A 24,586-nucleotide genomic window follows, 5' to 3' on the forward strand; every position below is an offset into this window, starting at 1 on the left:
AATTTTAATTGATTTTTATTCTCATTTAGACTTGATGGCAAATTAAGTGAATGCTATAATGCTAAACATAGCGAAAATGAGAATCACTATCAATTAGGTCGGCATACAAAATCGCTTGTGCTGCTGATACACTGCATTAAAAGGAAAGTGCCATGAAGATTCGATATTTGATCGCCATCGTTATCGTGCTGTCCATGATCTCTTTGTTCATCGGGGTCAAGGACATCACCCCTCTTGACCTGTTCCGTATGACGGAGCAGCAGCAGCATATTATGGTCGCGAGCCGAATACCGAGGCTGGTGAGTCTGCTATTAGCCGGTGTAAGCATGAGCATCTGTGGTTTGATTATGCAGCAGCTCAGCCGCAACAAATTCGTATCGCCAACGACAGCCGGAACGATGGATTCGGCCAGGCTGGGAATTCTGGTTGCAATGCTCGTCTTCTCGACTTCGGGTCCGCTTGTCAAAATGCTCGTTGCCTTCGTATTCGCTCTTGCCGGTACGTTCATATTTATGAAGATACTGGATCGGATCAAGTTCAAGGACGCGGTCTTTATCCCGCTGGTCGGATTGATGTTTGGCAACATCGTCAGTTCGATTGCGACATTCTTCGCTTATAAATATGATCTGATTCAGAACATGTCCGCTTGGCTTCAAGGAGACTTCTCCATGATTCTCAGAGGAAACTACGAGCTGATGTACATCAGCATACCGCTTGTCGTTCTGGCTTATCTGTTTGCCAACAAGTTCACGGTCGCCGGAATGGGGGAAGAGTTCGCAACGAACCTGGGCCTCCATTACCGAAGTGTTGTGAACACCGGCCTTGTGATCGTGGCGATGGTAACGGCATCCGTCGTCCTGACGGTAGGGATGATTCCGTTTCTCGGGCTCATTATTCCGAATATCGTCAGCCTGTATCAGGGGGATCACCTGAAGAAGAGCCTCTCGCACACCGCGCTGCTGGGAGCAGGGTTTGTGCTGTTTTGCGACATTCTGGGACGGATTATTATCTATCCTTATGAAATTCCGATCAGTCTGACTGTAGGCGTGCTCGGAAGCGGTATATTTATCTATTTGCTGATGAGGAGAAGGGCACATGAATCTTAAAGGCAAAATCATTCTCCTGGCTGCGGTGTCCACCGTTCTGATCGCGTTGTTCCTGCTCATTGATCTTAATGGAAGCTGGGATTATGCGTTTCCGCGAAGAGTCAAGAAGGTGCTGGCCATCGTAATGACCGGCGGAGCCATTGCGCTGTCAACGATGGTGTTCCAGACCGTAACGAACAATCGGATATTGACGCCAAGCGTTATGGGGCTGGATTCACTGTATATGCTCATTCAGACCACAGTCATTTTCGTATTTGGCTCCTTTACCCTGTACCAGATGGGGGCGAATGCGAACTTTCTGATAAATGTCTGTCTCATGGTGATTTTCTCAGGGATACTGTACAAAATGTTGTTCCGCAGGGAAGGCAGCAGATCGATATTCTTCCTGCTCTTGATCGGCATGATCTTCGGGACGCTGTTCTCCAGTATGACATCTTTCATGGAGGTGCTCATCGATCCGAATGAGTTCCAGTTCGTATCTGACAAGATGTTTGCCAGCTTCAACAATGTGAAGACCGAGCTGCTGCTCATCGCCGGCATCGTAATGGCTGCAGCACTTCTGTACTTTGCAAGGTTTGCCAAATATCTGAATGTGATTTCACTCGGAAGAGAGCAGGCGATCAATCTCGGGGTTCCGTATGATTATGCGGTGAAGCGGCTGCTGATTGTCGTTGCAATATTGATCTCCGCAGCGACCGCCCTGGTAGGGCCGATTACATTCCTGGGCCTTCTGGTCGTTAATGTGGCCTATGAATGGATGAAGACCTACCGGCATTCCTATCTCATTACCGCTTCCATTCTGATTAGCGTGATCGCGCTTGTCGGAGGGCAGCTCGTGGTAGAACGGGTATTCACTTTCTCCACGACGCTAAGTGTCATCATCAATTTCATCGGCGGTGTTTATTTCATCTATCTGCTATTAAAGGAGAGTAAAGCATGATCCAGGTAACGAATGTATCGAAGGTCTATGGCGGCAAAAAAGTCGTTGATAATGTGTCGATTACGATCCCGACAGGGCAAATTACCTCGTTCATCGGTCCCAACGGGGCCGGAAAAAGCACCTTGCTGTCCATGATCAGCAGATTGACTGGCAAGGACACCGGACAAATTCTGGTTGATGGCAAAGAGGTAAGCCAGTGGAAGAGCGGTGATATGGCAAAGAAAATTTCCATCCTCAAGCAGTCCAATCACATCAGTCTGCGGCTGACTGTGAGAGAGCTTGTATCCTTCGGGCGTTTTCCGTATTCCCAAGGCAGGCTGAATGCAGAGGATGAGAAGTTCGTGGATGAAGCGATCGGCTATATGGGGCTGGAGGAAATGCAGCACCGGTATCTTCACCAGCTGAGCGGCGGGCAGCTGCAGCGCGCGTATATCGCGATGACGATTGCCCAGGATACCGATTACATCCTGCTCGATGAGCCTCTGAATAACCTGGATATGAAACATTCGGTCCAGATTATGAAGATCCTTCGAAAGCTTGTTGCGGATCTGAACAAAACCATTGTGATTGTCATCCATGACATTAACTTTGCTTCCTTTTACTCCGATTACATCGTGGCGTTGAAGGATGGACGGATTGAGAACGAGGGCAAGACAGACTCGATTATTCAAAGTCAGGTGCTGCGGGACATCTACGATATGGATATCAAGATTGAGGAAATCAATGACAACCGTGTATGCGTGTATTATGCCTGATGTTTCATGAGTAGGCTCAGCATTTACGATCTGTAGCACAAGGCCCTTGTGGCCTTGGCTTATCAGGGCAGGCTTACTGTCGTCTTAAGAATCCATATATAGTAAGAAATTGAAGAAATTATATAATATTTAGAGGAGTGTTACATATGAAAAAATGGCTGATTCTATTAACCCTAACCGTATTTACTATCGTAATCGCAGCATGCGGTCAGGATCAAGGAGCTTCCAGCGCTGCAGGCGGAGCGAATGGTGCCGGCGGTGGCGAGTCTGAAGCTCCTGTAGCTGAGGAATTGACGATTACGCATCAGCTTGGTGAAACCAAAGTGACAAAGAATCCGGCCAAGGTCGTTGTGTTTGATTTCGGGATTCTGGATTCCCTGGATGAGCTCGGCGTTGAAGTAGCCGGTGTGCCGCAGGCGAACATTCCTCCGTATCTGTCCAAATTCGAGGATGCCAAGTACGAGAATGTCGGCAGCCTGAAGGAGCCGGATTTCGAGAAAATCAACAGCATCAAACCGGATTTGATTATCATTTCCGGAAGACAGCAGGAAGCTTATGACGAGCTGCAAAAAATCGGCCCAACCATTTATCTGGGGGTAGATACAAGCCGTTACATGGATTCTTTTAAAGAAAACATGCATACGCTGGGGCAAATCTTCGATAAAGATGCCGAGGTTGAGCAAAAGCTTGCCGACATTGAGGAGAGCATTAAGGCTCTGAATGAAAAGGCGACAGCTTCCGGCAAAAATGCATTGATCATTCTGGCGAACGAAGGCAAAATCAGCGCTTACGGCCCGGGTTCCCGCTTCGGTATTCTGCACGATGTATTCGGCTTTGAAGCCGTTGACAGCAGCATTGAAGTAAGCACGCACGGCAAGGACATTTCCAATGAGTACATTGTAGAGCAAAATCCGGACTACTTGTTTGTTGTTGACCGCGGTGCCGTTGTGACAACAGGAAGCGGCGAGTCGAGCGCACAGCAAACGGTAGAGAACGAGCTTGTCAAAACAACCAATGCTTATAAAGAAGGCCATATCGTTTATTTGAACCCTAACTATTGGTACCTCTCCGGCGGCGGCTTGCTGTCCGTATCGGAAATGGTGAAAGAAGTAGAAGCGGCTATCGAATAATCCAAGCTTGTCCTTTCATCACCTACTACCCCAAGGACCTCATCTTCCACGCAGACGTGGGAGGTGAGGTTCTTTTATGATCAGAGATGAGGATTAAGGCGGTGCGCGATGTCTGAGTCCATCCTGACTGGTTAGGATAGAGCGTTGTCCGTTTTGCAATTGGGCAGAAGGTTAAGTGATAATATAGAGATGGAAGGCAGCCTTATTTTTAATGGGAGGGATTTGCAATGTTTCGGAATGACATTTATATAGATGGAGAGTGGATCGGGACCCCTGAGGGGACGGATGTCTATAATCCGGCGACCGGTGAGGTGCTTGGCACGTCAGCCAAGGCCGGCCGCAAGGAGGCACAGCAGGCGGTTGACGCCGCTGCCAGGGCGCTGGCTTCCTGGTCACGCACAACGGCAGATGAGCGCGGCAAGCTGCTATGGCGCTGGCATGCTCTGATTGAAGAGCATACGGAGGCATTGGCCCGGATCATGACTTTGGAGCAGGGCAAGCCTCTGAAGGAGGCAGCCGGGGAAATTGCGTATGCGAACAGTTTTGTATCCTGGTATGCTGAGGAAGGTAAACGGGTATATGGCGATACGATTCCGGCCTCGTCCTCCGGGAAGCGCATTATCGTGACCAAACAGCCGGTCGGGGTTGTTGCGGCCATTACGCCATGGAACTTTCCCGCATCGATGATTACGCGCAAAGTAGCCCCGGCGCTGGCTGCAGGCTGTACGGTGGTGATCAAGCCGTCGGGTGAGACGCCGTTCACCGCTTTGAAGCTGGTGGAGCTGGCGGAGGCGGCCGGTTTTCCAGCAGGTGTCATCAATATCGTAACCGGGCCGTCGGCGGACATTGTGGATGTGTGGCAGCAGGATTCCCGAGTGAGAAAGCTGTCATTTACCGGTTCAACCGAAGTGGGCAGAATGCTGATGGAGGGAGCGGCGGCCAATATCAAAAAAATATCGCTGGAGCTTGGCGGACACGCGCCGTTCATCGTAACGGCCAAGGCAGACCTGGATAAGGCTGCTGCCGGACTGATCGCTTCGAAATTCCGCAATGCGGGCCAAACCTGCGTGTGTGCCAACCGGGTATATGTGCAGGAGGAGATTGCCGAAGCATTCGCCGGCAAAGTCGCGGAATTGGTCCGCGCGCTGAAGGTTGGCAGCGGTCTGGAAGAGGGCGTTGATATCGGTCCCCTGATCAATCGGGATGCGGTGGAGAAGGTAGCGGCCCACATCCGGGATGCCGTAGACAAAGGAGGCGTCATTCTGGCAGGGGGCCGTGTGCTGGGCGAACTGCAGGGACATTATATGGAACCGACAGTGATCCTGAATGCAACTGATGACATGCTATGCATGGTCGAGGAAACCTTCGGGCCGCTGGCACCGATCTCCAGCTTCCGGAAGATCGAGGAGGCAGTGGAGCGGGCCAATAACAGCCCGTATGGGCTGGCCGCCTATGTGTATACCGAGCATTTGGGCGAGGCAGTCCGGTTGGCTGAGTCGCTGGATTACGGGATCGTGGGCGTTAATGACGCGCTGCCTTCGACGGCGCAGGCCCCTTTTGGCGGGTTCAAGGAAAGCGGTCTTGGCCGCGAGGGCGGCCGGTACGGCATCGAGGAATATTTGGAAACGAAATATATTTCAATCGGGCTGTAGTGCTGCTGTAGCAGCGAGTGGGAACAAGCAGCCTTCGATAGGGACTCAACCCAAAAAAGCGCCCGAAAACGGCGCTTTTTTGGTGATTGAATCCCTGCTGAAACCATCTGTTACGCACGGTTATACACTGCCCTCTGGTGAATCCGGCTGTGGGCTGGATCGATTCAGAGTGAAAGTTAGGCCAGCACGTCCGTCATCGAAACGGTATCTTTGCGCTCATCCGAGCGATAGGCGGCGACGGCAACAGCCAGCGCTTGCAGGCCATCCTCTCCGGTGACAGAGGCTTCGGACGCCCCGGATGCAATCGAAGAGACAAAATCACGCACCAGCGCCAAATCCATATCATCGCCCCAGAAGTGATGGGAGTAACCCTGCTCATCCCGGTACACGTTCAGCTTCTGATTGATCGCGTTGAGCGTCAACGTTCCGGCAGACCCGATAATCTCCAGGGTAACATCGCCCCAGACGGGATACGTTTTGTTGCGGGACCAACTGCAATCTAGGGTGGCGAACACGCCGTTGTCAAACTCCAAACTCAGCATGCCACAATCGTCAATCGGGGTCTCGGCAATCAAATGATCGACCTCGGCATACACTTCCTTCACCTCGGCGCCGGTCATCCAGCGCATAATGTCCGCGACATGCACCGTATGGTCGATAACGGCACCGCCCCCGGAAAGGGAAGGTTCGACAAACCATCCGCCCGGATTCCGCCCGCGGTTCGTGCCTTTCATGGCCAAGATGCGTCCCAGCTTGCCTTCATCCACCAGCTGTTTAGCTCGCCGAACCGATGAGTTGAATCGAACCGGAAAGGCGGTCTGAAGCAGCACGCCATGCGCGCGGCAAGCCTCAATCATCGCCTGAGCATCCTTGACGTTGGTCGAGAGCGGCTTTTCGCACAGCACGTGAACACCCGCTTTCGCGGCAGCAAGCACATGCTCTTTATGATAAGCGTTCTCAGAAGTAACGACGACACCGTCCAAGCCTTGTGCTAACAAATCTTCATAGCTTTGAAAATACGATGTTCCAAACTGTGCGGCGTACTTCTGGCCGCGCTCCGCAACCGGATCGGCAATACCGACGAGTTCGACGCCCTCGATCTGCATCAGGGCGGAGGCATAGCCGGCAGCATGCATATGGGCGAAGCTGATGATTCCGATTTTCATTACAATATCCTCCTTATTAACCTGATGTCGACCGGGCGGCGTCGTTCAGCGTAACCGGACGACCGGTGCGGGCCGACTCCAGCGCGGCAAGTGAGATACGAAGGGCTTCCCAGGCATCCTCCGCTGTAACAAGCGGCTCGCTTCCGTCCTGAATACACGACACAAAATGCGCAAGCTCCCGGGCATACGGGCTAGGCTCAAGCGGACTTTCCGGAACAGGAACCCCCGCACGCGATCCGGGTCTCTGCCCCCGATCCCGCATGATCAGCGGTGTATCCTTGGAGCTGTCATAGTCGATCACTCCGCTCGTTCCCGCCATTTCCAATTGCATGAAGAATCCTTCATGCGCCCAGGTTCCTTCGATATGGGCGATAACGCCGCTCTGGAAGCGGAGCGTAACCAGCGCGTAATCGAGCTGTGCTTGAACGCGGCCGTGTAGACTTTTGGCAAATACGCGCTCCACCTCGCCAAAGCACCAGCGCAAATAATCAAAGTCATGGATCAACGCATCCACAATGACGCCCCCGCTGGCTGACGTATCGCTGTACCAGTCGTTCCAGCCGACCGGATAGCTGCCGCCGCGCGCGGCGCGAATGACAGCAGGACTGCCGATCGCTCCTCTGTCCAAAAGCACTTTGGCGTGTTGATACTCCGGGAAGAAGCGCAGCACCTGACCGACGAAAAGGCGCACTCCTTTTTGCTTGCAGTAGTCGATCATCAGACGGGCATCGGCCAGGCTGCCTGCGAGCGGCTTTTCACAGATGACATCCTTGCCATCATCGGCGGCTCGGAGGACATAGCTCTTGTGAAGCGGGGTTGGCAAGCAGATGTCAATGACATCGATGTGCTCGCTGCCAAGCTGTCCAAGGGCCTGATCATAACTCGTGAAGGCTCTGCATTCGCAATGCGCGGCGAGCAGCGCTGCTTTATCCGCTTGGAGATCAGCGATACCAACGAGTTTAACGCCGGGCATGTTCTTGTAAGCTTCGGCATGGACACTGCCCATTGTGCCAGCACCGATCACCAGTACGTGTAACATGGTTGAACCACTCCTTTTTACTGCCTAATGGGACCCCTAGACACATAGTTATTCCAATGTTCGATAAAAGTAACGATCATCACAACATGATAAAACGAGTCAATATCGCTCATTTGCGAAAATTATATAATTCTTGAGCCTATATTTCAAGTGAAACGATAGAGAGGACGGTTCGATTGAACGATATGATCTTAACAGACAGGTTTCTGTTAAACTTCTTATTTCGAGTTATGGAAAAAGTCGAAAAACATGGTATAGTGTTGTTAACATCGATTTTAATATCCGAACACATATGCTGTGTATCATAGGGAATAGAAAGGTTGGACTTGCTTGACCAATATGAGAAAGGGCGATCATAGACTCATTCAGGAACTGAACCGATCAAAGGTGCTTAACCATATTCGCAGAGAGGGTCCCATCTCACGCATTGCGTTGGCCAAACAGAACGGGATCAGTCCCTCCACGGTGGCTTCTGCCGTACAGGAACTGATCAAGGAAGGCTACGTGTCGGAGATAGGACCGGGAAGCTCCAGCGGGGGGAGGAAGCCCATTCTGCTTCGATTCAACCCGGATCATCACCATTTGATCGCTGTTGCTATTACCAATTCCAGGATGCTACTGGCGCGCATGAATTTGGAAGCCAGGGTGCTTGCGAAGGCGGAATACCCGATATCCGGCGTCAAGGGGGAGGTGGTGGCCGAGTTTTTGGTTGAGCACCTGGATCGTTTTCTGACCGAGGACGGTGTTCAGAGCACATGCATTGGCATTTCCGTTACGGTTCCAGGCATTGTGCAAAGTGATGAAGGTATTGTGCTCTATAATACGAAGCTCGGCATGAACCGCGTCCCACTCAAGCGTATGCTGGAGTCGCGATATGGAATGAAGGTGTGGCTTGAGAATGACATGAACTCCGTCGTGCTGGCCGAGCGGCAATTTGGCAAGTATGCTTATGCGAATCTGATCTACATTTCTATCGGTGACGGTCTCGGTTCCGGCATTCTTATTAACGAAACGCTGCTGCACGGCAAGCATGGCGGTGCCGGGGAGTTTGGCCACACCAGCGTGAACCGGGGCGGGGTCCGGTGCGAATGCGGCAACGTCGGCTGTCTGGACAGCTATATCAGCTGGATGGCAGTCTATTCCCGGATCCTGACCGCACTGACCTCCGGGCGTACGACACAGATTAACGAATTGACGGGAGGCGATTATACCCGCATCGTGCCTGAGGTGTATAAGGAGGCGCTGCGCAGGGGGGATCGGCTGGCGCTAGATATTAATGAAGAAGTCGCGGACCATCTGGGGGCGGCAATCGTGAATTTGATCAATATGTTTAACCCGGAAGCGCTGGTCCTTGGCGGCGAAATGGGCAGGGACAACGAGGCATTGCTTGAGAAGGTGCGCCTATATATCAACAAGCATGCGATGCCGATCCTGAGGGAGGATCTGGTGTTCGGGCTCACCTCGCTTGGGGAGGACGATAAGCTGATCGGCGCGGCAGCGGTATTGCTGCAGGATTTGTTCGGGTTTTCACTGATGGAATCCTGATCTGAATGCGAACATCGGTTTGTGACCGATTTGACAACGTTTCCACCGCATCGTAATCTTTGGGTAAATGCATCCGCAAAGGGGAGACGAAACATGGAGCAGTACATGATGGCGCTCGATCAGGGAACGACAAGTTCCAGAGCCATTTTGTTTGACCGTGACGGGAAAATGGTGCATGCCGCCCAGAAGGAGTTTCCGCAATATTTTCCACAGCCGGGCTGGGTTGAGCAGAATGCGAATGAAATTTGGGGGTCGATCCTTGCGGTGATCGCCACCTGCTTGTCTGAGGCCGGTGTGAAGACCGACCAGATCGCCGGCATCGGAATTACGAACCAGCGGGAAACTACGGTGGTCTGGGATAAGGAAACGGGAGAGCCAGTCTACCATGCCATTGTGTGGCAATCCCGGCAAACAGCCGATATTTGTGAGCAGCTGGCTTCGGCGGGCTATGACAGTCTGATCAGAGAGAAGACGGGACTGCTTATTGATCCCTATTTTTCGGGAACGAAGATCAGGTGGATTCTGGATCATGTGGAGGGCGTTCGTGCAAGGGCAGAGCGCGGAGAGCTGTTGTTCGGGACGATCGACACCTGGCTTATCTGGAAGCTGTCCGGTGGCAAAGCGCATGTGACCGATTATTCGAATGCCTCCCGCACGATGCTGTATAACATTCACGAGCTGAAATGGGATGAGGAGCTATTGGAGCTGCTGGACATTCCAGCCTGCATGCTGCCGGAGGTGCGGCCTTCGTCGGAAATTTACGCGTTGACGGCGGCGTATCATTTCTTTGGACGCGAGGTTCCGATTGCCGGAGCGGCGGGCGATCAGCAGGCGGCTTTGTTCGGCCAGACCTGCTTCAAGGAAGGCATGGTCAAGATCACTTATGGCACGGGCAGCTTCATGCTGATGCATACCGGCGAGCGGCCGGTGAAATCGGAGCACGGACTGATCACTACCATCGCCTGGGGCGTTAACGGCAAGGTGGAGTATGCGCTGGAAGGCAGTGTTTTTGTAGCGGGCTCAGCCGTTCAATGGCTGCGTGATGGCCTGCGCATGTTCCGTGAATCCAAGGACAGCGAGCAATATGCGCGCAGGGTCGACTCAACAGAGGGCGTGTATGTAGTCCCGGCGTTTGTCGGCCTCGGCAGCCCTTATTGGAACAGCGAGGTCCGAGGGGCCGTGTTCGGGCTGACCCGCGGGACAACGAAGGAGCATTTTGTGCGCGCAACGCTGGAGTCTCTGGCGTATCAGACGCGGGATGTGCTGGCTGTCATGGAGGAGGACACCGGCTATAAGATTGAAACGCTGCGGGTCGACGGCGGCGCGGTATCGAACTCATTTCTGATGGAATTTCAGAGCGATATTCTGAATGTGCCGGTGGAGCGCCCGGTCATTATCGAGACGACAGCGCTGGGCGCTGCTTACCTCGGAGGCCTGGCCGTCGGCTTCTGGAAGAGTCAGGACGAAATATGCAGCAAGTGGAGCCTGGAGCAGCGCTTTGACCCGGCGATGGAGGATGAGGTCAGGGAGCGGCTGTATGGCGGGTGGAAAAAGGCCGTCCATGCAGCGATGGCGTTCCAGTGATCGGCTGATGATGTCTGCTCGCCAGGGTTTTGCCGGGAATTGAGGAAACAGATACAGGGGAAATGCAGAGAGCAGCATCTAAGATCGATTTCGGAGATTGGATTGGGGAGGAGTTCTTATATGAACGAAGTACGGTCATTCTCAAGCTTGGAGCGACAGTCGATATTTGAAGGGCTGGGAGCACATCCTTATGATCTTATCGTTATTGGCGGCGGGATTACAGGGGCCGGGATAGCGCTGGATGCGATCACGCGCGGAATGAAAGTGCTGCTGGTTGAGATGCAGGATTATGCCGCTGGCACCAGCAGCCGTTCTACGAAGCTGGTGCATGGGGGGCTTCGCTATCTGAAACAGCTTGAAGTCGGGATGGTCGCCGAGGTTGGCAAAGAGCGTGCGGTTGTATATGAGAACGGCCCTCACGTGACGATACCGGAATGGATGCTGCTGCCGATTCACAAGGGGGGCACCTTCGGCAAATTCAGCACTTCGATCGGGCTGATGGTTTATGATTTCCTGGCGGGTGTCAAGCGGAGCGAGCGCCGGGTGATGCTGTCCCCGGTGCAGACGCTGCTCAGGGAGCCGCTGCTTAAAGCGGACGGTCTGCTCGGGGCTGGGTATTATGTAGAATACCGGACCGATGACGCCCGGTTGACGCTGGAAGTGCTGAAGGAGGCAGCGGCCCGAGGCGCGGTGCTGCTGAATTATGCCAAGGCCGAGCGGCTGAACTACGATGCGAACGGGCGAATTGCCGGAATTACCGTCCGTGATATGATCAGCGGCCAGACGCGCGACGTCAGCGCTCTGAAGGTCGTCAATGCGGCCGGGCCTTGGGTTGATCAGATTCGGGAGATGGATCAATCGCGAAAGGGGAAGCAGCTTCAACTGACGAAGGGCGTGCATCTTGTCATCGACCAGTCGAAGTTCCCGCTGAAACAAGCGATTTATTTCGACACGCCGGATGGTCGGATGGTGTTTGCCATTCCGCGGAGCGGCAAGACCTATGTTGGCACAACCGACACGGTGTATAAGGATGATCCTGCCAGCCCGCACATCCATGAGGAGGATCGGGACTATATTCTACGAGCCATTCACTATATGTTCCCTGAAGTGAAGCTGACGGCTGCCGATGTGGAATCCGGATGGGCCGGGGTCCGTCCGCTCATTCTGGAAGAAGGAAAGAGCCCGTCGGAAATTTCACGCAAGGATGAAATCTGGGAGTCCCCGAGCGGGATGATTACGATTGCCGGCGGTAAGCTGACCGGATACCGCAAGATGGCCGATACGGTCGTGAATCTGGTGGCTGCCAAAATCCGGGAGGCGGGAGGCCCGGCCTTTGGCGAATGCCAGACCAGGCATATGCCGATATCGGGCGGCCACGTCGGCGGTTCAGCCGGGTTCGCGGACTATGTCCGGGAACAGACCGAGATCGCGGCAGCTCAAGGAATTGACCGCAAGCTGGCTGAACAGTGGGTACAGACTTACGGCTCCAATGCGCCTATCCTGTACGAGCTCGCCCAAGAGCTCGCGGAGCAGAGCATGGGCGAAGGGCCGCATAAAGCCACCCCCCTTCCGGATGCTGTGCTCGTTCCGCTTGTGTATGCGATCCGGCACGAAATGGCATGCAAGCCGACCGACTTTTTCATTCGGCGCACCGGTTCCCTGCTGTTTGATATTAGCTGGACTCAGAAATGGATGGAGCCGGTCATTGATTACATGGCGTCCGTACTGAACTGGAGTGATCAGGAGAAAGAGCAGCATGCGTCCGAGCTGGAGCAGGAGATCGAGCGTGCAACACAGCCGCAGACAAGGCCGCAGTTATAAACTGCGGTCCACTGTCTCGAAGTGTGCCAAAAAGGATAGAATGACCGTGCTTTCTATGGTAATCTATTAGCGTTCTTAGTTGAGAGGAGAGATCTAGCGTGAGTCATAAAGCATATGAAGGAACCTATCAGGGTGAGAAGGCAGTATGGCTTCAGTTTGGACCATATGAAGCCGTGGTGCTGCCGGAAATCGGCGGCAATCTGATTGCATTTCGCGATACCGAAAGCGGTTACCGTTTTCTGCGCGAGCCAGCCGAATCGGAGATGGAGCAGTTCAAGGCCAACCCTGGCGTGCACGGCATCCCGGTGCTGTTTCCGCCAAACCGTTATGAGGACGGCAAATTTCCTTGGAACGGAAAAACATATCAATTCCCGGTCAACGAGGAGTCCACAGGCAACCACCTGCACGGTTTCTTGCATACGATTCCATGGCGTGTGGAAGAGTTCGGCAGCACCGCTTCCGAGAGCTATGTAACCGTATCCGTGAAGATTGACGAGAATCATCCGGTATACCGCATGCTTCCGCACACGTTCACCTTCCGTCTGCGTTACGCTTTGAGCGAGGACGGATTGTCCCAGCACGTCTTCATTCGCAATGAAGGCCGTGAGTCGATGCCTTGTCTGTTGGCGTTCCATACGGCGGTCAATGCGCCGTTTGCTCCGGGCAGCACCGAGGCGGATTGCAAGGTTAAACTTACGATCGGCGAGCGCTGGGAACTGGATGGACGGATGCTGCCGACGGGCAAATATCAGCCGCTGACTGCGGAAGAGAAGCAGCTGCAGGGAGAAGGGGTCAGCCCGTTCTTCACGTCGATGGATAACCACTATACCGCAGTTCCCCAGAACGGCCGAAACCGGATGGAGCTGACCGATTCCAATATCGGCAAGACGCTCGTATATGATGTAGGAGCTTCCTACAAGCAATGGATGATCTGGAACAACGGCGCTGCCGGGAAGTTCTTCTGTCCAGAGCCGCAAATCAACCTGGTCAATGCGCCGAATGTGAAGCTTCCGGCGGACGAAATCGGACTGTTCGGTCTGGAGCCGGGAGAGATCTGGGAGGAAACCTCTCGATTATATGTTAGAAACAACGGCTGATTCCTTCTGCTGATTTCTGCTAAGGAAATGGACCGCAGCCGTTCCACCCAAAAACGCATCCCGTCTGCAGGCACTCCTGCCGATGCCGGATGCGTTTTTTTGATTCGTTAATCGATGGAAGAGGAGGAGCCGGCTTTCGGAGCTGCGCGCTTCCGATAGCGGGCCACTCGGGAAGGAAGCGCGAAGAAGAGCGCGTACATGACCACAAATAGCATCAGTGCAATCAGTTCCTCCGCGAGAATGTAATACGGATGCGGGCCCAGCAGGTCCAGCAGAGAGGACGTCTCGGGCTTGCGCATAAGAAACATATAATTGGAGCCGAGCGCCATGTTGATCAGTCCTACTGCCAGCGCAGCACCGTTCAGGAACAGCATCGTCCAGCCGATGGAGCGCCAGGTTGGCCTGTATTTCCGCACCCATGTCATATAGAGCGCGGTGAGGATGATCGCACTGTGGATAATGAAGAAGTGAAAGAAGCGAAAATGCGGAAACGGGTAATCCAGGCTCGGTGTCAATATCGCCTGCATGGCCCCGCCGATACCGGCAAAATACACAAGCGGATATAATTTATCAGCGCCTGTGATCAGCAATGCCGCGGACAAAAACAGGGTCAGGCTGCACAACTCCAGCGGCAGGGAAGTAGCAGGATTCCAGACGCCCTTGACGCCATACCAGATATGAAGCGCCGCTTCAGGAAGCAGCAAGGCGGTCAGCAGTGTCCATTTGACGATGCTTTGAGCACGGTCGCTGCCGGCCAGCCTGTTGCGAAACCAGTATAGCAGAAGGGCCGACAGGCATAGTGCAGCAATCGCGCTCCAATGGTCAGCCGCAAAGGCGGCAAACCGCTGCGGGTAGTCCGGATCAAATAGCGATTCGATGGGGATCGCTCCTTTCGTGCGGGTTGACTCTGTTACCGATGATCTTACCATGAACGGGCATTTTTGAATATGAGCTGGTGCTTTCAATCATAATGACCCAATCACTAATAACCAATCATCTATGATCAATGACCAATGACAAAACGCCCCGCTTAACGAGAGCTAAACGGGGCGTTTGCTTTTCTTTTGTCTTGGAGCGATAAGTTGATGTCATGTTAAGTGGCGAACTGCTCAACCGAACCCATCAGACGTTTGATCGCCTCCTGCTTCCAGCGAGGAATGCGAAGCCGCTTGGCCGATGGGGCCATCTCGCCAAAGTAGGCAACGCCTTGCTCCAAAGCGGTGATCTTCCGCACATTCACATAGCAATTGGAGTATACAGGGTAAAAGGTTTTATCCGAGAGCAGGCCGCGAAGTTGTTCGGCAGTCATTCTCTTTGTAATATTGTAGTTTCTGCCGTGAAAGCTGACCAAACCATGTGAACCGGTTTTAAAGAACAGAATGTCCGTCTCCACAACGAAGTCCTCGTACACGTTTCGGCTTTGCGATGCGTGTTTCATCATTCTGTGCTTCCCCCTTATTTCAAAGTCCAACTAATTGGTAACGCTTTCATTTTAACATGAACCGGAATGAGTTGAAAAGGGATTTTTGTGTAAACTTAAAATAAATTGCCCTGCGCATCAAGCACAGGGCAACAAAATCAATGCTAAACACAGGTTCGGAGCTGCTTAGTCCTCCAGTGTGTTTGTAATCGTAGCTTGGTTTTTCAGTTCCTGGACAAAGCCGTTCGCCTTCTCGTAAACCTTCTGGTTAATGAGCTCCTCGCGGATTTCTTCTTTCTTCTCCTCGAACGTCGGATTGGTTGCTTCCTTCTTGTCGGTTACTTTAATGATATGGTAGCCGAAAGAGCTTTGTACCGGACCGCTGATTTCGCCGACCGCCAGTTTGAAGGCAGCCTCTTCAAATGCCGGGTCCATCTCTCCGCGTCCAAAGAAGTTCAGGTCACCGCCTCGATCCTTGGTGGCGTCCTCATTCTTCTCGGCAGCGATCTCGGCAAAATCGGCGCCTTCCTTCAGCTGCTTCTCGATTTCCTCAGCTTCTTCCTTCGTCTCTACCAGGATGTGGGAAGCTCGGACTTGTTCCGGCGTGGCGTATCGGTCCTTGTTCTGCTCGTAGGTTTGTTCAATTTCTTCCTCGGTCGGCTGAACCTTGTCGCCAAGCAGCTTTTTCAGCTGAATCTGGGTTGTGGCCTGCTCCTTCAAATCATCGATGGTCATGCCCGCTTGTCCAAGCGCCGTATTGAAATCTTCCTCGGAAGGGAACGATGCCTTCAAGGCATCAATTTCTTTGTTGAGATCTTCTTCCGTCACGGTGAGGGATTGCTCCTCCATCGCCTGGCGGATCACTTCCATTGTAATCAGGCCGTCCAGCGTTTGCGGCCCGCCAGCCTTCACCATCTCTTCATACAGGCTGTCTTTCGTAATATCGACATTGTTGACCCGCGCAACCGCATCGTTATTGGAGCTCTTACCGAATGGCGGCACGATCAGGACGACAATAAGCGCTGCAGCAAGCACAAGTGAAGTGATCATCCAGCCCTTGTTGCCGCCGCCCCCGCCGCTGGCAGCCTGCTCAGTCTGGCCAGCTGGCTGGTCGGCAACCATGACACCGACCGGGTCCGATGACTGCTCGTCTTGGGTTGTGTCTTCGTTGGCGTTGTACTCCTCAGGTTGTATTTCCAGCGCGGACTCTTCCTCCGGTGCATGCGGATCTTCTGATGCCGTCATTTCTGTATGATCATCAGAAGGAGCAACCTGCTCAGGTTGAAGCTCGCGTTCATTCTCATTGGTTTTTCCTTGCTCATCCTCCGGCGGACCCGGATTCGTTGATTGCAGATCTTGATCTTTCATGTAAATGTTGACTCCCTTCAAAGGCATGTATTTATGGCTTGTTCCACTTTTTAACTGTACCAGATTGCCGCGCTTTTTACCTTAATAAAAAATAAAAATTGCCGCGGAGCAAAGCTTCTGCACATGCGGATATGATTGTTAATAAAGTGACATGGACTTGACGCTAATCATCTCATATAATGGAAATAAACGTAATTGAGCTGCTGGAGAACGCTGTGCTGCTGTCCGGCATGTCCCTGTTCATAAGGAGGATTGCGCATTGCTTTTGTACATAATGGTCATTACCTTGGCGTTAATCGGCGGCATCGCTACGATGCTTGTCGGACTGTCCCAGGAAAACAGAAAGTCGAATCCGGAATATGAGCGGAAGACCAAGAACAACATCGTAAAGCTGGTTGTCATTTATCTGATTGCGCTGATCGGCTTCATAACGATCTGGGCGCTGGTTGATTGATCAGTCCGGGCAGAGCCTCATCCATAACCTGGCATGCACGAATCTGACAGGATTCCATGATACATATGTCTGGGTAACATCGCATCGGCCGAACCCGATGGGCGCTTAAGCCCTAAGGTTCGGTCGATTCCATTTCCAGCGGGGAATCTTCCGGCCATTCATTTGCAGCATTCGGTACGGCGTATGTTTTATATTCATCATCGTTCCCAATTTCCAGGCAGAGAAGACGGTGGCCATAAGCGCAGGCGCCGTCGATGCCGATCTTGTCCCCGTGCGGGCTGAACCAGACTTCGCCGGTGTGATGCAAATGGAACGTCGGCGTATGCCCGAACACAACGGTTTTGCCAAGTCCGGTCGGATGGTTGTAGAACGCATCCCGTATCCACATGAAATCGTCGCCGGGTTGCTCCTTCCAGTCCGCATAGGCCGGATTGGTTCCAGCGTGGACAAAGATGTGCTTCTCTCCCTCATGATAGAGGGGCAGGGACTGGAGAAAATCGAGATGATGCCGGTAATGCTCTAATATGTATGTTTTGGCCGCCTGAAAGACTTCGGGCTCCATAATGTCGCCTGTAATGACTTCGCTGCAATAGCTGAGCAAGGTTTGGCTGCCGCCGTTGCTCAGCCAGTGATACTGATACCGCGCATTTTCTTCAAGCAGCGCCTTAAGCATCATATCATCATGATTGCCTTTCAGCACGACGGCCCCGGCCTGCTCATGCAGCTTGATGACCTGGTCGACCACATCCTTGCTTTTCATGCCCCGGTCCACATAATCGCCAAGCAGCAGCAATTGATCCTCAGCCGGGCGATAACGGACCTTCTCCAGCATGGTGTTAAATTCATCATAACACCCGTGGATATCGCTGATGACAATGGTCCTCATCCAAGTACCTCCCTTCTGTGTAATATGGACAGATTGACGCGATCTATTCCCGACGTAATGTGTTCCCTATTTAAGTCCGATAACCCTGCTTTTTTTGAAGAAAAAATACGGTAAAATAACTTATCGGAAGGCGAGAACTCGTCTTTAACAGACTAATCCCGCTTCATTTGAGCAGAATATACTTGGGACTTCCCGCCAAAATGTGATAATATATCTATCTTCGGTTGGAGATGATGCTGATAATGTTGCTGGAAGGAGTCTGAATGATTATAAGAATGATACATACAGAGCGATGGCCGCGTATTCGTTGGATATTAGGAGCGGTTAGCCTTGCCGGATTTATCATAATGTCCCTGCTTGTCGCGCAGCATCGCACAGATTGGCTGGATCCGCCGCTTATCGATGCCGTGCAAGCAGGCGAGCACCCCCGGATCACGCAGGCAGCACAGGTTTTATCTTATATCGGATCGGTGATTCCGATGTTTATCATCTGTCTGATCCTGGCCTTCATGTTCTATATTCGGCTCCGGTTTCGGACGGAATTGCTGCTTATGCTTGCGGTAGTGGCCGGTTCTCCGATATTGAATTCCCTGCTTAAATGGCAGTTTCAACGGGAGCGGCCGGAGATATACCGTTTGGCGGAAGCGGCCGGCTACAGCTATCCGAGCGGGCATGCGATGTCTTCCGTTTCCTTTTACGGTGTTCTTGCTTACTTGCTGTGGAGATATATGCCGGGCCGCGCGGGGAAATTGATTCTGCTTGCTGCGGCGATTGTGATGATGGCCGCGATTGGGCTGAGCCGAATCTATTTGGGGGTTCACTATCCGAGCGACATTGTTGGAGGGTATTTCGCCGCTGCCTTTTGGCTAACCTTGTGTGTAGCTTTTTATGAGCGAAGGTTCGGGCGAACTTCATAGTGCCTCATGATCACAGCGCCTGTTGCATAACGTAATGCAGCGGCGGGTAATAGAATGCAGGAAGGGAGGCTTCTTTCGTGGCATTTGGTGCAAGGATGTTCAAAACCGGCCTGGCGGTTACGCTGGCGCTATATTTGACGATGCTGTTTGAGTTCGAGTCGCCTGTTGTGGCGGCGATTGCGGCCATATTCGCCATGCAGCCATCCATTTATCGGTCATGGAGATACTTCCTAGATCAATTGCAGACAAGCACGCTGGGGGCCGTTCTCGCGATGCTGGGCGGATACTTTCTGTCCAATCAGCCGATTGCTGTCGGCCTGATCTGCATCGTCGTCATCATGATATGTATGAAGCTGAACATGGGAGAGACGATCGGCCTGACGCTGGTGACGGTCATCTCCGTAATGGAGGCTTCGGGTCAGTGGGATTTTGCGCTCAACCGCTTCATACTAACGATTATCGGTATCATATCTGCTTTTCTTATCAATATCCTTGTGTTCCCGCCCAAACCTAAAGAGCAATATTTCGAGCGGATTCACAGCGTTTTTGAGAAAATGTCGCTGCTTCTGCGCACAGCCATTTCGCATGAGATGAAAGATTCCGTCTATCGTGCCGAAAAGAAGGCGCTTGAAGCCGCGATTAAATCGCTGTCTGACAAATATAATTTGTTCGAGGAAGAGCAGAAGAAGCTGAAACGGGCCAAATATAGCCAGGCCAGACAGCTGGTTGTCTACAAGCAGCTGCTGCAGTCGCTGCGCAAAGGGTACGAGGTGCTCGATGCCGTGGAGAATCACTACTTCCAGGCAGAACGCACCGAAGAGGTGGATGCCGAGTTTGATCAGAACCTGGAGCGGCTGATGAAATACCATGAACATATTTTGTGGAAATTCGAAGGAAAGCTGAAGCCCAATGAGCATGAAGCGGATAGTATGTCCGCGTGCAACGAGGAGTTTATGGAGCGGGTCATGAAAGTCCATGGCTCGGAATCCGGAGGACTGCGCCTGTCCGTCGTCGCAGCGGCTATGTATGATTACGGATATCAACTCGATCGTCTGAACCGGGTTGCGGAACAAATCAACCGTCTGGGCGAGAAGGATGGAGATGATGCGTATCTGTCCTGGCTAGGAAGGTAGGGTGCGCTCAAGATCATATAAGAACAGCAGCTGGTCCAAGTATTCGGGCCGGCTGCTGATTTGCTAGTTACGATGTATAAATAAAAAAATCCGGTTATATACCGGGGGGCTGGATACTCTATTGATAAATATAATATAGGCTGATACAATGGAAACTGGTTTCTCAACAAAAGAAATATAATAGACAGAATACATCAATTTTATTATAACAGAGATGTTCAGAGCTGTCAACCAGTAAAATGGGGGGATGGAAAAATGGCGATCAGTGAGCAAGATTGGAAAGACGAACAGCAGCGGGTTACCGAAGTCACAGGTAAAATCAAACATAAAATCGCGCAGCTGGAGGCCGATGTGGGCCAAATACGCGGCGATGTTATCGATATGCGGAAGGATTTCTGGGATGAGGTTACGGTGAACTTCAGCAACCCGGATGATCTGGGGGAAACCTCCACGAACCTCAGGCAGCAGTCGCAGGTGTTATCTGACCGGGAACGGGCGCATTTGCAATCCAGCAAGCTGCTCAAAAAATATAGAAAATTGGTGGAGTCCCCCTATTTCGGGAGAATTGATTTCAAAGAACATGGATCGTCTGAGACAGAGTCCATTTATTTGGGGACCGGTTCATTCTTGGATGAGGATATGGAGAGCTTCCTTGTGTATGACTGGCGTGCGCCCATATCCAGCCTGTACTATGACGGGGCTCCCGGTCCTGCCAAGTACGAAACTCCTTCAGGTGAAGTCAGCGGGGAGATGGAGCTGAAGCGCCAGTTCATCATTCATGACGGCAAGATCCAGGTGATGTTCGACACCGGGGTCACCATTGGAGACGAACTGCTGCAGCAGGTGCTCAGCCATAGTGCGGATGATCGGATGAAGAGCATTGTGGCCACGATTCAGAAGGAACAGAATGCGGTGATCCGCAATGACAAGACCCGTATGCTGATCGTACAGGGGGCGGCAGGCAGCGGCAAGACTTCCGCCGCGCTGCAGCGCGTGGCCTACCTGCTCTACAAATACCGCGGCTCGTTGCGGGCCGACCAGATGCTGCTGTTTTCCCCGAATCCGCTGTTTAACAGCTATGTATCTTCCGTTCTGCCGGAGCTTGGGGAAGACAACATGCAGCAGACGACATTTCAGGCCTATCTGGAGCACCGTCTCGGCAAGGAGTTTGAACTGGAGGATGTGTTCACACAGACCGAATCACTGCTGAACAGCGAGGATACTCCGGAATACCGGGCGCGCATCGAGAGCATTACTTACAAATCTTCGGTCGCCTTCCTGGATACGATCAGACGCTACAAAGAGATGCTGGAGAAGGAAGGCATGATGTTCAAGCCGATTGTGTTCCAGGGCAAGGTGGTGGTCAGCGCTGATGAGATGGCGGCCCATTTCTACAGCTATGATCGTGCTGTGAAGCTGGCCGGTCGCATTGACTTGATGCGTGAATGGCTGCTGAAGCGGCTTGCGGATTTCGCCCAGGCAGAGAAAAAGGAGCCGTGGGTTGAAGAACAGATGCAGCTGCTGGATATCGAGGACTATCAACGGGCGTTCCAAACGATGCGCCGGAAACAGAACAAAAAAGACACGACCTTTAACGATCATGATGTCGAGAAAGACGTGCTTGCACGGATGGTCGTCAGCGATCGGCTGAAACCGGTTCGCCGCTGGATCAAGCGGCTGCGGTATGTCAATGTTACCGGCATGTACCGGAGACTGTTCACCGATCAGGCGCTGTTTCGGCAGGCAGCCATAGATGCGGACAGCATCCCAGCGCATTGGGAGGAGATTTGCAGCCTGACCTTGCAGGCTTTGCGGGATAAAAGATTGCTGTATGAGGACGCAACGCCGTTTCTGTATTTGAAGGAGCTGCTTCAAGGCTTCAGAACCAACACCGCCATCCGTCATGTCATTGTGGATGAGGTGCAGGATTACTCCGCATTTCAGCTTGAGTTTCTGAAGCGGTTGTTCCCAAGGGCTAAAATGACGGTTCTTGGCGATCTGAATCAGGCGATCTACGCCCATGGCGAGGCGCTTGGAAGCCTGGAGAACCTCGTGGGCCTGTATGGGGCAGAGGATACGGAGGTCATATCGCTTACGCGGAGCTACCGCTCAACCTATGAAATTGTAGAGTTTACTCGTCAAATGATACCGGGCGGAGAGCGGATCGTTCCATTTAACCGGCCAGGCGAGGCGCCCCGGGTCATCCAGCAGGCGGACGAGAAGTCGCTGGATGAGGCGGTGATTCGCGATCTCCGCGAGCTGCATGAGCAGGGCTACAATTATGTGGCTGTCATTTGCAAAACGGCCGAAGAAAGCCGGCAGGTCCATGAGCGTCTGTCGGCAACGCTTCAGACCCGTCTCGTCACCAAAACGACGCCTTCTTTCGAGAAAGGGACGCTTGTCGTTCCCGCTTATTTGGCCAAGGGTGTGGAGTTTGATGCTGTTATTATCTATAACGGCTCTGCCGATGTGTATCGCCGGGAAAGCGAGCGAAAGCTGTTTTACACCGCATGTACGCGGGCCATGCATGTGCTGCATGTGTATCATATCGGAGAGAAGAGCCGGTTTCTGCCGAATCCATAATATGAATTGCATAAAAAGGCTGCCAAGAGAGTCATCTCTGCAGCCTTTTTTGATGGGGAAATCGCCGCTGACGAAAAAATTTTGACCAATGGACAAAAAAATATAAATGTAAGCGATTCCGCACAAAAGCGATCTATTCACTTTCCTATTCAAACGTCCGAAAAAATACTAGGGGGTTTTATTTCAAATAAGAGAAGGTCGGTGCTTTGGAATGAAAATAAGAACAAAAATGGTCATTTCGTCTTCTTTATTAACGCTTGCAACGGCTGTTATTGTCTTCATCGCATTTGTATCATCCTATTCAACCGAACAGAATTTTAATGAGATTATCGATGTAGACGAGCAGATTATTTATAACCTGACTCAGATTGAGAAGAATCTGGAAGGAATTGCTAATAATGAACGCGGGTTTTTGTTGACCGGGGATTTTGCTTATACAGAAGATTTGAACGTCAAGCGAAGTGAGATTAACAGTCTTCTGACAAGCACAAGAGAGCTTATGAGCGAAGAGTCTGATTTGGAGATGCTGTCCGAAATCGAGTCCGGTTTCGAAGAATATGAGCAGGCTGTCATGACCGTATTGAATAAGCTTGGTTACGACACCGGCTTCTACAAAGCGGTTCCGTTCCGGGTTTACGAGGAATCGTATAAACAGGAGCAAAGCATTCGCTCTGCATTTGCAAGCCTGATCGCGAACTTTACGGAAGAGAAGAATCAGGAGCTTAATGAGCGGATTAATCAAACAATGAGCAGCAGCTCATGGAATCGAAGCGCGATGCTGTTATTCGGGGTGATTGCCGTTGGCTACTATATTGTTCAGGCTTACCTGCTGATTCGTTCCATTCGGCCGCTGAATACAATGAAGGACCAATTGTTGAAGATTGCTGAAGGCGGAGGCGACTTGGTAACGAGATTGAACATTACAACCAAGGACGAGATTAGAGATATTGCGGATGCGTATAATAAATTGGTAGAAGGGTTCAGAAATATTGTCATGCAGGTTCAGCAAACGGCAGAAAAAGTCGGCGAATCCGCGGCACAACTGAAATCGAGCACGGTCGAAATCCGGCAGGCTTCCCAGCAAACGGCCGGCATTATGGAAGAACTGGCGGCCGGTGTAGAGAACCAGCTTGCCGATACTGAGCAAACAACGACAACGGCGACGGATATGTCGGAAGGCATGAAGCATATCGCCGAAACGGCCAAGGATGTATCCAGCCTGGCTTCGAGGACCAATCAGCTGGCTTCCGACGGCGAGCAGGCTATCCTGCAAACCTTGAACCAGATGGACGACATTCGCAGCAGTGTGGATGAATCCGCGCAGTCGGTGCGCTCCCTCGGTGAGAAGGCAACAAACATCAGCTCCATCGGTCAGATCATCATTGAAATTGCCGAACAGACGTCTCTGCTTGCCATGAACGCCTCGATTGAGGCGGCGCGTGCCGGCGAGCACGGACGGGGCTTTGCGGTTGTTGCTTCCGAAGTACGCAAGCTGGCTGAGCAGGCTTCCAACTCCTCGATTGAAATCAAGCAATTTGTACAGGAGCTGCAGCAGGACATTTATGAGCTGGCGAATGTGATGGAGAACGGAACCCACAAAGTTACCGAGGGCATGAGCGTCGCCCAGGGAGCAGAGCGGGCGTTCAAAGATATCGAGCAGTCCATCGTGCAGCTCAATGAACAAATTTACGGGGTGACGGCTGCAACGGATGAAATGAATTACGGCGTGGAAGAACTCGTTCAAGCCATCCGCAGAATTCAGGAAGTCACGGAAACGACAGCAGGCGGCACGCAAAGCGTCAGCGCAGCAACCGAAGAACAGCTTGCCTCCATGGAGGAAATCTCGATGTCGGTAGAAGAACTGAACGAAATGTCAGGCAGACTTCGCCAGCTGATGTCCGGTTTTAAAGTATAGTTCGGCTCATAACGTTAATATGGGAAAAAACGACCACCTTTACGCATGCATATTAAAGGCCATTTAACCTACAAT

At 52.2% G+C, this 24,586-nt stretch carries 20 protein-coding genes; 14 read left to right on the forward strand and 6 right to left on the reverse strand.

Annotated elements, in window-relative coordinates:
• The first annotated feature begins 152 nt into the window (after window positions 1-152).
• The 5 genes from MKX64_RS18855 (at window position 153) to MKX64_RS18875 (ending at window position 5,583) form a co-directional block, all read left to right on the forward strand.
• On the forward strand, window positions 153-1,106 hold the full coding sequence (locus tag MKX64_RS18855; RefSeq protein ID WP_095265849.1) for an ABC transporter permease: 954 nt from the start codon (window positions 153-155) through the stop codon (window positions 1,104-1,106).
• A complete protein-coding gene (locus tag MKX64_RS18860) occupies window positions 1,096-2,046 on the forward strand; it encodes an iron chelate uptake ABC transporter family permease subunit (protein ID WP_095265848.1) in 951 nt (316 codons plus the stop codon). Before MKX64_RS18855 ends, MKX64_RS18860 begins: the two co-directional genes overlap by 11 nt.
• On the forward strand, window positions 2,043-2,801 hold the full coding sequence (locus MKX64_RS18865) for an iron ABC transporter ATP-binding protein (RefSeq protein ID WP_341037016.1): 759 nt from the start codon (window positions 2,043-2,045) through the stop codon (window positions 2,799-2,801). Before MKX64_RS18860 ends, MKX64_RS18865 begins: the two co-directional genes overlap by 4 nt.
• Window positions 2,802-2,947: 146 nt before the next feature.
• A complete protein-coding gene (locus MKX64_RS18870) occupies window positions 2,948-3,931 on the forward strand; it encodes a siderophore ABC transporter substrate-binding protein (protein ID WP_155617950.1) in 984 nt (327 codons plus the stop codon).
• 227 nt (window positions 3,932-4,158) lie between these two features.
• Window positions 4,159-5,583 carry an NAD-dependent succinate-semialdehyde dehydrogenase gene (locus tag MKX64_RS18875; protein ID WP_155617949.1) on the forward strand — a complete coding sequence of 475 codons (1,425 nt, stop codon included), beginning with the start codon at window positions 4,159-4,161 and terminating at the stop codon, window positions 5,581-5,583.
• A gap of 176 nt (window positions 5,584-5,759) precedes the next feature.
• On the opposite strand, the gene MKX64_RS18880 is transcribed toward MKX64_RS18875, so the two are convergent.
• Window positions 5,760-6,749, reverse strand: a complete 990-nt coding sequence (locus MKX64_RS18880) for a Gfo/Idh/MocA family protein (protein ID WP_095265844.1) — start codon at window positions 6,747-6,749, stop codon at window positions 5,760-5,762.
• A 16-nt stretch (window positions 6,750-6,765) separates the two neighbouring features.
• The gene (locus tag MKX64_RS18885) at window positions 6,766-7,788 is read right to left on the reverse strand and encodes a Gfo/Idh/MocA family protein (protein WP_341037020.1); all 1,023 of its coding nucleotides are present in this window, start codon (window positions 7,786-7,788) and stop codon (window positions 6,766-6,768) included.
• 339 nt (window positions 7,789-8,127) lie between these two features.
• Between MKX64_RS18885 and MKX64_RS18890 the strand changes: the two genes are divergently transcribed.
• The 4 genes from MKX64_RS18890 to MKX64_RS18905 all read left to right on the forward strand — a co-directional run bounded on the left by MKX64_RS18890 (window position 8,128) and on the right by MKX64_RS18905 (window position 13,835).
• On the forward strand, window positions 8,128-9,333 hold the full coding sequence (locus MKX64_RS18890) for an ROK family transcriptional regulator (protein WP_341037796.1): 1,206 nt from the start codon (window positions 8,128-8,130) through the stop codon (window positions 9,331-9,333).
• Window positions 9,334-9,426: 93 nt separating this feature from the next.
• A complete protein-coding gene (glpK, locus tag MKX64_RS18895) occupies window positions 9,427-10,917 on the forward strand; it encodes a glycerol kinase GlpK (RefSeq protein ID WP_095265841.1) in 1,491 nt (496 codons plus the stop codon).
• Between the two features lie 120 nt (window positions 10,918-11,037).
• Window positions 11,038-12,738: a glycerol-3-phosphate dehydrogenase/oxidase gene (locus MKX64_RS18900; RefSeq protein WP_341037024.1), complete on the forward strand. Its 1,701-nt coding sequence runs from the start codon at window positions 11,038-11,040 to the stop codon at window positions 12,736-12,738.
• Window positions 12,739-12,836: 98 nt separating this feature from the next.
• The gene (locus MKX64_RS18905) at window positions 12,837-13,835 is read left to right on the forward strand and encodes an aldose 1-epimerase (protein ID WP_095397798.1); all 999 of its coding nucleotides are present in this window, start codon (window positions 12,837-12,839) and stop codon (window positions 13,833-13,835) included.
• A 107-nt stretch (window positions 13,836-13,942) separates the two neighbouring features.
• Here the strand turns inward: MKX64_RS18905 and MKX64_RS18910 are convergent, their stop codons facing one another.
• The 3 genes from MKX64_RS18910 to MKX64_RS18920 all read right to left on the reverse strand — a co-directional run bounded on the left by MKX64_RS18910 (window position 13,943) and on the right by MKX64_RS18920 (window position 16,623).
• Window positions 13,943-14,764, reverse strand: a complete 822-nt coding sequence (locus tag MKX64_RS18910) for a YwaF family protein (protein WP_095265838.1) — start codon at window positions 14,762-14,764, stop codon at window positions 13,943-13,945.
• Between the two features lie 164 nt (window positions 14,765-14,928).
• Complete coding sequence (locus MKX64_RS18915; RefSeq protein ID WP_095265837.1) at window positions 14,929-15,276, reverse strand: hypothetical protein; 348 nt, start codon at window positions 15,274-15,276, stop codon at window positions 14,929-14,931.
• A 165-nt stretch (window positions 15,277-15,441) separates the two neighbouring features.
• Window positions 15,442-16,623: a peptidylprolyl isomerase gene (locus MKX64_RS18920; RefSeq protein ID WP_341037027.1), complete on the reverse strand. Its 1,182-nt coding sequence runs from the start codon at window positions 16,621-16,623 to the stop codon at window positions 15,442-15,444.
• Window positions 16,624-16,882: 259 nt separating this feature from the next.
• Between MKX64_RS18920 and MKX64_RS18925 the strand changes: the two genes are divergently transcribed.
• Window positions 16,883-17,077 carry a hypothetical protein gene (locus MKX64_RS18925; protein WP_095265835.1) on the forward strand — a complete coding sequence of 65 codons (195 nt, stop codon included), beginning with the start codon at window positions 16,883-16,885 and terminating at the stop codon, window positions 17,075-17,077.
• A gap of 112 nt (window positions 17,078-17,189) precedes the next feature.
• Here MKX64_RS18925 and MKX64_RS18930 read toward each other — a convergent pair whose 3' ends face one another.
• On the reverse strand, window positions 17,190-17,963 hold the full coding sequence (locus tag MKX64_RS18930; protein WP_095265834.1) for a metallophosphoesterase family protein: 774 nt from the start codon (window positions 17,961-17,963) through the stop codon (window positions 17,190-17,192).
• Between the two features lie 263 nt (window positions 17,964-18,226).
• Between MKX64_RS18930 and MKX64_RS18935 the strand changes: the two genes are divergently transcribed.
• The 4 genes from MKX64_RS18935 to MKX64_RS18950 all read left to right on the forward strand — a co-directional run bounded on the left by MKX64_RS18935 (window position 18,227) and on the right by MKX64_RS18950 (window position 24,511).
• The gene (locus tag MKX64_RS18935) at window positions 18,227-18,880 is read left to right on the forward strand and encodes a phosphatase PAP2 family protein (RefSeq protein ID WP_341037029.1); all 654 of its coding nucleotides are present in this window, start codon (window positions 18,227-18,229) and stop codon (window positions 18,878-18,880) included.
• 77 nt (window positions 18,881-18,957) lie between these two features.
• The gene (locus tag MKX64_RS18940; protein WP_095265832.1) at window positions 18,958-20,013 is read left to right on the forward strand and encodes an FUSC family protein; all 1,056 of its coding nucleotides are present in this window, start codon (window positions 18,958-18,960) and stop codon (window positions 20,011-20,013) included.
• Between the two features lie 255 nt (window positions 20,014-20,268).
• On the forward strand, window positions 20,269-22,596 hold the full coding sequence (helD, locus tag MKX64_RS18945; RefSeq protein ID WP_341037030.1) for an RNA polymerase recycling motor HelD: 2,328 nt from the start codon (window positions 20,269-20,271) through the stop codon (window positions 22,594-22,596).
• 211 nt (window positions 22,597-22,807) lie between these two features.
• Window positions 22,808-24,511: a methyl-accepting chemotaxis protein gene (locus MKX64_RS18950; protein WP_095265830.1), complete on the forward strand. Its 1,704-nt coding sequence runs from the start codon at window positions 22,808-22,810 to the stop codon at window positions 24,509-24,511.
• Window positions 24,512-24,586 lie beyond the last annotated feature (75 nt).

It is taken from the genome of Paenibacillus sp. FSL M8-0334 (assembly GCF_038000405.1).
Lineage (GTDB): Bacteria > Bacillota > Bacilli > Paenibacillales > Paenibacillaceae > Paenibacillus_AQ > Paenibacillus_AQ campinasensis.

Coding starts and splice junctions, on each gene's coding strand:
- MKX64_RS18865 (WP_341037016.1), top strand. CDS start 2,043: ATGATCCAGGTAACGAATGTATCGAAGGTCTATGGCGGCAAAAAAGTC.
- MKX64_RS18885 (WP_341037020.1), bottom strand. CDS start 7,788: ATGTTACACGTACTGGTGATCGGTGCTGGCACAATGGGCAGTGTCCAT.
- MKX64_RS18930 (WP_095265834.1), bottom strand. CDS start 17,963: ATGAGGACCATTGTCATCAGCGATATCCACGGGTGTTATGATGAATTT.
- MKX64_RS18920 (WP_341037027.1), bottom strand. CDS start 16,623: ATGAAAGATCAAGATCTGCAATCAACGAATCCGGGTCCGCCGGAGGAT.
- glpK (WP_095265841.1), top strand. CDS start 9,427: ATGGAGCAGTACATGATGGCGCTCGATCAGGGAACGACAAGTTCCAGA.
- helD (WP_341037030.1), top strand. CDS start 20,269: ATGGCGATCAGTGAGCAAGATTGGAAAGACGAACAGCAGCGGGTTACC.
- MKX64_RS18855 (WP_095265849.1), top strand. CDS start 153: ATGAAGATTCGATATTTGATCGCCATCGTTATCGTGCTGTCCATGATC.
- MKX64_RS18880 (WP_095265844.1), bottom strand. CDS start 6,749: ATGAAAATCGGAATCATCAGCTTCGCCCATATGCATGCTGCCGGCTAT.
- MKX64_RS18870 (WP_155617950.1), top strand. CDS start 2,948: ATGAAAAAATGGCTGATTCTATTAACCCTAACCGTATTTACTATCGTA.
- MKX64_RS18860 (WP_095265848.1), top strand. CDS start 1,096: ATGAATCTTAAAGGCAAAATCATTCTCCTGGCTGCGGTGTCCACCGTT.
- MKX64_RS18950 (WP_095265830.1), top strand. CDS start 22,808: ATGAAAATAAGAACAAAAATGGTCATTTCGTCTTCTTTATTAACGCTT.
- MKX64_RS18910 (WP_095265838.1), bottom strand. CDS start 14,764: ATGGTAAGATCATCGGTAACAGAGTCAACCCGCACGAAAGGAGCGATC.
- MKX64_RS18935 (WP_341037029.1), top strand. CDS start 18,227: ATGATTATAAGAATGATACATACAGAGCGATGGCCGCGTATTCGTTGG.
- MKX64_RS18900 (WP_341037024.1), top strand. CDS start 11,038: ATGAACGAAGTACGGTCATTCTCAAGCTTGGAGCGACAGTCGATATTT.
- MKX64_RS18915 (WP_095265837.1), bottom strand. CDS start 15,276: ATGATGAAACACGCATCGCAAAGCCGAAACGTGTACGAGGACTTCGTT.
- MKX64_RS18890 (WP_341037796.1), top strand. CDS start 8,128: ATGAGAAAGGGCGATCATAGACTCATTCAGGAACTGAACCGATCAAAG.
- MKX64_RS18875 (WP_155617949.1), top strand. CDS start 4,159: ATGTTTCGGAATGACATTTATATAGATGGAGAGTGGATCGGGACCCCT.